Genomic DNA, 3,116 nt, shown 5'->3' with positions numbered 1-3,116 from the left:
CCGGGCTCAGCGCGCCCTCCGGCAGCCGGGGCGGGCGCACGCGGTTCACCAGGACGGCGCCGGGGCGCAGGTCCGCGCCGTCCAGTTCGGCGACCGCGTCGAGGGTCTCCCGCACCGGCATCTCCTCCAGCAGGGTGACGATGTGGACGGCGGTCTCACCCGAGTGCAGCAGGCGTACGACGCCGTCGGCCTGCCCCCGGATGGGCCCGGTCTTGGCGACATCGGTCAGCGCCCTGGTGACGTCGAGGAATTTCACCACGCGTCCCGTCGGCGGGGCGTCGACCACGACGGCGTCGTAGAAGTGTCTGCCGCCCGAGTCGGTGCGCCCCACGCATTCCTTGATCTTGCCGGTCAGCAGCACGTCGCGCAGCCCGGGCGCCAGTGTGGTGGCGAATTCGATCGCGCCCATCCGGCGCAGGGTCCGTCCCGCGAAGCCGAGGTTGTAGAACATCTCGAAGTACTCGAGCAGGGCGGCCTCGACGTCGACGTGCAGAGCTCGCAGCTCGCCGCCCCCCGGCGCGGAGGCGATGCGCTGCTCGGCGTAGGGCAGGGGCTCGGTGTCGAAGACCTGGGCGAAGCCCTGTCGGCCCTCGACCTCGACGAGCAGGACCCGCCGCCCGTCCCGGGCCAGGGCGAGGCCGAGGGACGCGGCCAGCGTGGTCTTGCCCGTCCCGCCCTTCCCGGTGACGAAGTGCAGCCGGGTCCGTTCGAGTTCGTCGGTCCAACCAGGCAGGGTGGTCACGGTTCCCGAGCCTAAGCCACCGTTCAGCTCGCCAGCGCGAGCACGGCGGTCCCGAGTGCGACGAACCCGGCGAGTCCCCAGGTCACGGCCACGGGAAGGACTGTGAGCGTGAGCACGCAGGCCACCGCGAGCGCGGTGAAGGCCACGAGCCCGGCCACGGCCACCGCGCCTGCGCGGCCGGTGCGGTCGCGTGCCGTCGCCATGACGATCAGGACACCGATGAGCCCGGGCACGGCCAGCAGGACCGTGGCGAGGATGCGCCATGCTTCCACGAGACTCGACGGTAGTGGCTAGGGTGTCGGGACATGAGTGCCACGAAGTGGGAGTACGCCACCGTCCCCCTGCTGATCCACGCCACCAAGCAGATCCTCGACCAGTGGGGCGAGGACGGCTGGGAGCTGGTCACCGTGCTGCCGAACCCCAGCGGTGAGCAGCACGTCGCCTATCTCAAGCGTCCGAAGGACTGACTCGCCGGACACCGGCGGAGCCGCCTGCGAGTGCTCCGCCGGTGTCCGGCCGACGGTTCGTCACAGCGGAGTGCCACCGGCTCTCCGAAAGCCTGCCGAATCCTGAGGAGGAAGGCGACCATGAGCTGGAGCGCGAGGCTCGCGGAGCTCGGTATCGACCTGCCCGGCGTCGCGACTCCGGTCGCGGCCTACGTGCCCGCCGTGCGCACCGGATCGCACGTGTACACGGCGGGACAGTTGCCCTTCGTCGACGGGGAGCTGGCCGCGACCGGGAAGGTCGGCGCTGAGGTCAGTCCCGAGGAGGCCAAGCGGTATGCCCGCACGGCGACCCTGAACGGCCTCGCCGCCGTGCACTCGCTGGTCGGGATCGACTCGGTCGTGCGGGTGGTGAAGGTCGTGGGCTTCGTGGCCTCGGGCGACGGGTTCGGCGGCCAACCCGCGGTGGTCAACGGGGCCTCCGAGTTGCTCGGCGAGATCTTCGGCGACGCCGGGGCACACGCGCGCTCGGCCGTGGGCGTCGCCGAGTTGCCGCTGGGCGCGCCGGTGGAGGTCGAGCTGATCGTGGAGGTGGCCTGATGGACCCGGACATCGAGAGCTCGTGCCACGAGCTGCTGCTGCGCCTGGCGGGCCGGATGCCCGACCGGATGCTGTGGCGGTTCCGCGACTGGCTCGGCGAGGGCGCGATGGCCACGCTCGCCCGGACGCTGCCCAAGGCTTTGCTCAAGCACAGGATCGACCTCGACCAAGCGGAGTATCGCCTGCTGGTCGCCGGGTTGATCCCGCACGGGGCCGATTGGCACGAAGTCAGTTCGACACTCGGGGTAGACGCTTCGACCGAGAACCGGTACACATTCACCACAGGAGCACCCGATTGGGTGAACACCGTTGATTCGGTGTCCGTGGTGGTTCACGCGACGTTGCGTGGGCGCCCGGACGTGGGAGAGGTCCGGGAGAGCTGGCGGCATGACTCGGGGTCCGCGCACGAGGCCAAGCGCGTCCTGCTGGTCACCGCCACATCCGGGTTGCCGCGTCTTACTGGGGAGCTACAGCGGGTCCTGCGCGTGCTGGGTGACGAGGCGCCCAGCGTGGAGGTCCTGCCGTCGCAGGCGGAATTGCCCGCCTATCACCAGGCGGCGCTGGCGAACTCAGGGTTCGTCTGCGTGGGCTCCGTGGATGCCGGTCACCACAGGCTCGTACCCGCGTAGCGCTCGCTGGCCTGGCAGCGGGCTGGAGGGAGATCGGCGATGGTGGACGTGCACGGGAGCGTGCCCAAGGACGGTTTCGCCGTCCCGCTGCGGTTGCACAACGCGTTACTGGCGCTCGCGGGCAGACTCGACGACACGGCCCTGTCGGAGTCCCGTGAACTCGTGGCGCGGTCGCACCTCGACGAGGCCGCCGAGCTGGCCGTCGGCGCGCTGATCGCGGGCCGGATCATGGTCCGGCCGACCGAGCAGCAGGAGCTGGCGCTCGTGCTGGAGATGAGCCGGTCGGACGCCGCGCTGGCCGACGATCTCACCGTCGGGGACTCCGGCCCCGGCCACACGCACCGGTTCACCAGCGACAACGAGCCCGACCGCGGCGTCGCGGAGGCGCTGGAGCGCACCCTTCAGGTGCTGCCGGACCTGCGCTCGGTGCACGCGGTGTGGCGCAACACCCCGGCGGGCAGCGTTCCGGGGCCGCTGCCGCAGCGGGTGGTACTGATCGAGATCGGACCGGAGGCGCACCCGCCCGCCGTGGCGTTCCGCGTCGACGACGCGTTGCGCCGTGCGGGCATCCGCGCGGTCGTGGAGGTCACCGGCCCGGGAGCGGAGCGCACCGACTACCACGAGGCCGCCCTCGCCTCGGCGACACCGGTGTGGCTGGCCTCGAACCAGGCAGGCGGCACCGGCACCGGCGCGGCCGGAACG

The 3,116-nt window shown here is 71.6% G+C and carries 5 protein-coding genes and 1 pseudogene; 4 read left to right on the top strand and 2 right to left on the bottom strand.

The features are described 5' to 3' along the window. Together SACSA_RS0100315 and SACSA_RS0100310 are read right to left on the bottom strand one after the other, a co-directional pair. The coding region (locus tag SACSA_RS0100315; RefSeq protein WP_019812568.1) for an ArsA-related P-loop ATPase at positions 1 to 742 on the bottom strand (742 nt) is incomplete at its 3' end. Positions 743 to 765: 23 nt separating this feature from the next. Beyond that, positions 766 to 1,014, bottom strand: a complete 249-nt coding sequence (locus SACSA_RS0100310) for a hypothetical protein (RefSeq protein WP_019812566.1) — start codon at positions 1,012 to 1,014, stop codon at positions 766 to 768. 33 nt (positions 1,015 to 1,047) lie between these two features. On the opposite strand from SACSA_RS0100310, the gene SACSA_RS24965 reads away from it, so the two are divergent. The 4 genes and pseudogenes from SACSA_RS24965 to SACSA_RS20820 all read left to right on the top strand — a co-directional run. Further along, a complete protein-coding gene (locus tag SACSA_RS24965; protein WP_005466698.1) occupies positions 1,048 to 1,209 on the top strand; it encodes a DUF4177 domain-containing protein in 162 nt (53 codons plus the stop codon). 120 nt (positions 1,210 to 1,329) lie between these two features. Beyond that, complete coding sequence (locus SACSA_RS0100300; protein ID WP_019812561.1) at positions 1,330 to 1,785, top strand: RidA family protein; 456 nt, start codon at positions 1,330 to 1,332, stop codon at positions 1,783 to 1,785. After that, on the top strand, positions 1,785 to 2,414 hold the full coding sequence (locus SACSA_RS0100295) for a hypothetical protein (RefSeq protein WP_019812560.1): 630 nt from the start codon (positions 1,785 to 1,787) through the stop codon (positions 2,412 to 2,414). The genes SACSA_RS0100300 and SACSA_RS0100295 overlap by 1 nt, the downstream gene beginning before the upstream one ends. Before the next feature lie 39 nt (positions 2,415 to 2,453). Then, positions 2,454 to 3,116: pseudogene (locus SACSA_RS20820) on the top strand (hypothetical protein); the annotation flags it as partial.

This window comes from Saccharomonospora saliphila YIM 90502 (assembly GCF_000383795.1).
GTDB lineage: Bacteria > Actinomycetota > Actinomycetes > Mycobacteriales > Pseudonocardiaceae > Saccharomonospora > Saccharomonospora saliphila.
Note: the sequence above shows the minus strand (reverse complement) of the source record. Positions and strands in the feature narration are given on the sequence as shown.